Origin of the sequence: Streptomyces bohaiensis (assembly GCF_012033785.1) — a bacterium.
GTDB lineage: Bacteria > Actinomycetota > Actinomycetes > Streptomycetales > Streptomycetaceae > Streptomyces > Streptomyces bohaiensis.
This window is the reverse complement of the sequence record NZ_JAAVJC010000296.1, coordinates 1-5,695: the sequence shown is the minus strand read 5'-3', so window position 1 is coordinate 5,695 and position 5,695 is coordinate 1. Positions and strand designations below refer to the sequence as shown.

The following is a 5,695-nucleotide window of genomic DNA, read 5'->3' as shown; positions in this document are numbered from 1 at the left end:
GCCGCTAGGAGCGGCGGGGCCGTGCGACGGCGAGCGAGAAGCAGCACATGGGCGGGACCCTACGAGTGGCGGCCGGGCGCGGGCAACGGCTTTTCGCGGGCTGCCTGCCGGCACGCCGACCGCCGCGAGCACCGAGCGCGGCCCGCTAGGAACGATCTCGCGGAAGCGAGACCCGATCTCGCGCCTGAGGGGTGAGACCGAGGAGGCACCCGGATGAGCGAGGACCCGAGGGCAGCGCCGCTGCGCACCGCCGTCATCGTCGGCAGCACCCGTGAGACCCGCGCCGGTGACGGCATCGGACGCTGGTTCGCCGCCCTCGCCGCCGGCCGCGACGACCACGAGGTCGACCTCCTCGATCTCGCCGCCTGGGAGTTCCCCGCGCGCCGCACCGACACCCCGGACGCCGCGGTCACCGCGTTCACACGGCGGCTGGCCCGGGCGGACGGCTTCGTCGTCGTCACCCCCGAGTACAACCGCAGCTTCCCCGCGGCGCTGAAGCAGGCCGTCGACTACGGTTTCGACGAGTGGCAGGCGAAGCCCGTCGCCTTCGTCTCCTACGGCTACCGGTGGGCCGGCCGCTACGCGGTGGAACAGCTGCGCTCCGTCTTCACCGAGCTCCACGCCGTGACCCTCCGGGACGGCCTCCACCTCGACCTCCGCGACAACGCACCCGACGGTGCCGACAGCGGCGACCACGCCGACGGCACGGCCTTCCCCGGTGACGCGGCGGCGGAGGACCGCCACCGCGTCGCCCACCGGATGCTGGACCGCCTCAGCTGGTGGGGGCTGACCCTGCGCGAGGGCCGCGCGGCCCGCCCCTACGTCGGCTGACCCTCGGAGTCGGCGGCCCCTCGGCGCCCCGGCCCCACCCGACCACCCCACTGACCACCGGACGAAGGAAAGAGATGACCGACCACCACTCACCAGTGATCGAGACCAGCGGGCTGGTGAAGACCTTCGGCGACAACCGCGCCGTGGACGGCGTCGACCTGTCGGTACCGGGCGGGGCCGTCTACGGTGTGCTCGGCCCGAACGGCGCCGGCAAGACCACCACCGTGAAGATGCTCGCCACGCTGCTGCGGCCCGACGGCGGCACCGCCCGCGTCTTCGGCCACGACGTGCTGCGCGAGCCGGAGAAGGTACGCCGCCGGGTCAGCATGACGGGGCAGTACGCCTCGCTGGACGAGGACCTCACCGGCAGCGAGAACCTGACGCTGCTCGGCCGGCTCCTCGGCTACGACAAGCGGGCCGCCCGGGAACGCGGCGACGAACTCCTGGCCGCGTTCGGCCTGGAGGACGCCGCGGGCCGCCAGGTCAAGAAGTACTCCGGCGGCATGCGGCGACGGGTCGACATCGCCGCCAGCCTGCTGAACATCCCCGACCTGCTCTTCCTCGACGAGCCCACCACCGGGCTCGACCCGCGCAGCCGCAGCCAGGTGTGGGAGATCATCCGCACCATCGTCGCCACCGGGACGACCGTGCTGCTCACCACGCAGTACCTGGAGGAGGCCGACCAGCTCGCCGGCCGGATCGCCGTCATCGACCACGGCCGGGTCATCGCGGAGGGCACGCCCGGGGAGCTGAAGTCGTCCGTCGGCGCGGGAGCGGTGCACGTGCGACTGCGCGACCCCGACCGGCGGGAGGCCGCCCGGCAGGTGCTGGCGGTCGCCCTCGCCGCCGAGGTCCAGCTCGACGCGGACCCGGTGGCCCTGACGGCTCGCCTCTCCACCACCGGCGACGACCGGGTCGCCGCGGAGCGCGCGGCGTCGGCGCTGGGAGAGCTGGCGCGGGCGGGGATCGTCGTCGACGACTTCTCGCTCGGCCGGCCCAGCCTCGACGAGGTGTTCCTCGCGATCACCGGGCACCCGGCGGACTCCCGCGACGGCGGCGCCACCGGCGACGCGCCGGGCACCGACTCCCCGGCCGGCCGGGGCACCGGCGGCACGACCGACTCCGGCACCGCCCACGGCGGTCGGACCACCGAAAGGACCTCGGCATGACCACCACCAACACCGGCACCGGCCCGGGCACCGCCACCGACACCGCCACCGGCGGCGCAGCCGGCGGGAGCGGCGCGGCGGGCCCGGCCGGAGCCGCGGGGACGGGCGTCGCCGACCGGCCCGTCGCCGACCCCCTGACGGAACTCCTCGTCAACCGGGAGCGCCCGCCGCGCCCCGGACCGGTGTCGGCCCCCGCCACCTTCGGCTGGCGGGCGATGCTGAAGATCAAGCACGTGCCGGAGCAGCTCGCCGACGTCACGGTCTTCCCGATCATCATGACCCTGATGTTCACCTTCCTCTTCGGAGGTGCCCTGGCGGGCTCGACAACCGAGTACCTCCAGTACCTGCTGCCGGGGATCATGGTGATGAGCGTCATCATGACGACGATGTACACCGGCGTCTCGGTCAACAACGACATCGAGAAGGGCGTCTTCGACCGCTTCCGGACGCTGGCGGTCTGGCGGCCGTCGCCGATGGTCGGCTACCTGCTCGGCGACGCCTTCCGCTACACCGTCGCCTCCGCGGTGATCCTGACCGTCGGCCTCATCCTCGGGTTCCGTCCCGAGGGGGGCCCGGTCGGCGTGCTCGCGGGCGTCGGCCTGCTGGTCGTCTTCTGCTTCGCGTTCTCGTGGATCTGGACGATGTTCGGGCTGCTGCTGCGCTCGGAGAAGTCCGTCATGGGCGTCTCCATGATGGTGCTGTTCCCGATGACGTTCCTCAGCAACATCCTGGTCGACCCCGAGACGATGCCCGGCTGGTTGCAGGGGTTCGTCGACGTCAACCCGATCGCGCACCTGGTGGCGGCGGTCCGCGATCTCATGGCGGGCCACGTCAACACCGGCGAGATCACCTGGACGCTGGTGGCCGGCGGTCTGATCATGGCCGTCTTCGGAACGCTGACCATGCGGCTGTACAACCGCAAGTGAACCGACCGGCCCTCCCGGCCGGTCACGCTGCGCCCGTCGTCCCGCTCCCGCGCGCTCCGCGGGGGCGGGGCGACGGGCGCGGCCGGGCCCGACGGGCCCGGGCCCGGGTCGGGCGCCGCTCAGAGCTGCCAGGGAGTGGCGTCCGGCGGCTGGTAGCAGCAGCGCGCGCCGGTGGAGACGGTCGCGCGCAGGTGGCTCGCGAGCTCGGGATGGCGCACGTCGAGCCGGCGCAGGGTGTCCCGGATACGGGCCGTCACCGTCTTCCGGGCGCGCTCGGCGTTGTCCCCCAGTCGGCGCGACCGGCCGGCCAGACCGGCCGCCGCCCGCAACTCGGTGAGAAGGGCGTCGCGTTCGCGGTCCAGCCGCGCAGCCCGGTCGTCGTTCCCGAGCAGTGCCGCCCGGTCGATCTCGTCGTCGAGGGCGTCGAGTCGCCGCTTGTAGGCCGCGCGCGCCTGCTCGTCGAGGACCTCGTCCCCGCCCAGGGAGTGGGCCGCCACCACCGCGTCGCCGCCCGCCGGCGACAGCAGCCGGACGGCGGGAACGGCCTCGCCGGGACTGGCCAGCAGCAGATGCAGGTCGCGCAGCCCCTTGGCGTCGGGGAGGTGCACCGTCCGTCCGCCGAACGTCAGCTGCCAGACCGCGCCGTCGTGGCGGAACTCCCGCGCCGGCGGCCGCACCAGCGGGCTCCCGGCGGTACGGTCTCCGGCGGCACCACCGGTGGGCTCGTCACCCCCGGCAGGTCGGGCGCCGGCGGCAGCCGCCCCCGAGCGGTGCCCGGGACGGCCGACGGCGACGGACATGCCCAGCTCCGCCGCCTCGCGCCGGGCCGCCTCCCGCAGCACGGTGTCGGCGGCGACCAGCGCGGAGCCCGCGGGGTCGGCCGGCCCGGCGGCGTGGGCGACGGCGCGCGCATCGGCGGACGCCTCCTCCTGGTCGAGGGCGGCGAGCGCCTCGGCCCGGCCGGGCCCGGCCGGCGGGGCCTGGCGGACGCGGGCGCGGAGCGCGGCCTCGGCGGCGAGCCGGTCGCGGGCGGCGAACAGCGCGCGGGAGAGGGCGAGCGCGGTACGGCGCTCCGTCGGCGAGAGGTAGCGGTTGCGGCTGGACAGCGCCAGGCCGTCCTCCTCGCGGACGGTCGGCACCCCGACGGTCCGGACCGGGAAGTCCAGGTCGCGGACCATGCGGCGGATCAGCGCCAGCTGCTGGGCGTCCTTCTCGCCGAAGAGCGCCACGTCCGGGTCGGTGAGGTGGAGCAGCTTGGCGACCACCGTGAGCACGCCGTCGAAGTGGCCGGGCCGGTGGGCGCCCTCCAGCCGTTCGCCCATCGGGCCGGCGGCGAGGGTGACCAGCGGGGTGCCGTCGGGGTAGACCTCGTCGCCGGCGGGGGCGAAGACCACGTCCGCGCCGGCCTCGCCGGCGATCCGCAGGTCGTCGGGGAGGGTGCGCGGGTAGCGGTCGAAGTCCTCGCCGGGCCCGAACTGGAGCGGGTTGACGAAGACGGTGACGACGACCTGCCCGTCGGGTCCGGCCTCGCGGCGCGCGGCGGCGACGAGGGCGGCGTGGCCGCGGTGCAGCGCGCCCATGGTCATCACGACGGCGCGGGTGGCGCCGGGGCGGCGGAGCCCCGCCAGGTCGGCGGCGGTGTGCACCAGCTGCGGGCCGGTCATCGGTCGTCCTCCGTCCGTCCCGTGCCGTCGGCGCCGCCGGCCGGGGGCGCGCCCGCCAGGGCCTCCAGCAGCCGTTCGGCCTGCTCGGGGCGGAGCATGCCGTTGTCGAGCGCCCGGTCGGCGGTGGTCCGCGCCATGGCGAGGTAGCCGGGCAGCACACCGGGCACGTGGTGGCGCAGCTGCGCGACGTGCTCGGTGACCGTGCCGGCGTCGCCGCGGGCGACGGGGCCGGTCAGCGCGGCGTCGCCGGAGCGCAGCGCGTTGTCGAGGGCGGCGCCGAGCAGCGGGCCGAGCATGTGGTCCGGGGCGGTGACGCCGGCGGCGCGCAGCACCTCCATGGACTGCGCGACCAGGGTGACCAGGTGGTTGGCGCCCAGCGCGATCGCCGCGTGGTACAGCGGGCGGGCGGCCTCCTCGATCCACTCGGGTTCGCCGCCCATCTCGATGACCAGCGCCGAGGCGGCCATCCGGAGCTCCTCGGGTGCGGTGACGCCGAACGAGCAGCCGGCGAGCCGCTGCACGTCGACGGCGGTGCCGGTGAAGGTCATCACCGGGTGCAGCGCCAGCGGCAGCGCGCCCGCGCGGCGGGCCGGCTCCAGCACGCCGGTGCCGTAGCGGCCCGAGGCGTGGACCAGCAACTGGCCGGGGCGGACCGCGCCGGTGCGGGCGAGGCCCGCGACGAGGTCGGGGAGTGCGTCGTCGGGGACGGTGAGCAGCACGAGCTCGGCGCGGGCCAGCACCTCCGCCGGCTCGACGACGGCCGCGTCGGGCAGCAGCTCGGCCGCGCGGCGGCGGGAGGTCTGCGACACCGCGGAGACGGCGACGGGGCGGTGGCCGGCCAGGGCGAGCGAGGCGGCGAGCGCGGGGCCGACGCGGCCGGCTCCGACGACGCCGACGGTGAGTCGGGCTGGTCGGTCCTCGGCCCGGCCGGGCGGGGCGGGGGGTGGTTGGTTCACGGCGCCTTCCGTTCCAGTCCGTCGATCCGGTACCGGACGATCGACGCCATGCTACGGGCCGGGCCGGTGCCGCCGGCGGCCCGGGCGAGCGGGCCGGCGGCCGCCGGTTCGGGACGGCTTGTCACGGGTCGGCCCGGCGGGCTCGGGCC

4 protein-coding genes and 1 pseudogene are annotated in these 5,695 nt (G+C 75.9%); 3 read left to right on the top strand and 2 right to left on the bottom strand.

Annotated features, from left to right (window positions below; translation table 11 throughout):
• Nucleotides 1-213: 213 nt before the first annotated feature.
• The 3 genes from HCN52_RS21230 (at nt 214) to HCN52_RS21220 (ending at nt 2,926) form a co-directional block, all read left to right on the top strand.
• Nucleotides 214-831: an NADPH-dependent FMN reductase gene (locus HCN52_RS21230; protein ID WP_168090056.1), complete on the top strand. Its 618-nt coding sequence runs from the start codon at nt 214-216 to the stop codon at nt 829-831.
• Between the two features lie 74 nt (nt 832-905).
• The gene (locus tag HCN52_RS21225) at nt 906-2,000 is read left to right on the top strand and encodes an ATP-binding cassette domain-containing protein (RefSeq protein WP_168090055.1); all 1,095 of its coding nucleotides are present in this window, start codon (nt 906-908) and stop codon (nt 1,998-2,000) included.
• On the top strand, nt 1,997-2,926 hold the full coding sequence (locus HCN52_RS21220; protein ID WP_168090054.1) for an ABC transporter permease: 930 nt from the start codon (nt 1,997-1,999) through the stop codon (nt 2,924-2,926). Before HCN52_RS21225 ends, HCN52_RS21220 begins: the two co-directional genes overlap by 4 nt.
• Nucleotides 2,927-3,747: 821 nt before the next feature.
• Here HCN52_RS21220 and panC read toward each other — a convergent pair.
• Both panC and HCN52_RS21210 read right to left on the bottom strand, forming a co-directional pair.
• Nucleotides 3,748-4,590 (bottom strand): annotated as a pseudogene (panC, locus tag HCN52_RS24925) (pantoate--beta-alanine ligase); the annotation flags it as partial.
• Entirely contained in the window at nt 4,587-5,546 is a 960-nt protein-coding gene (locus HCN52_RS21210) for a Rossmann-like and DUF2520 domain-containing protein (protein ID WP_168090052.1), read from the bottom strand. The pseudogene panC and the gene HCN52_RS21210, both read right to left, overlap by 4 nt.
• Nucleotides 5,547-5,695: the final 149 nt, after the last annotated feature.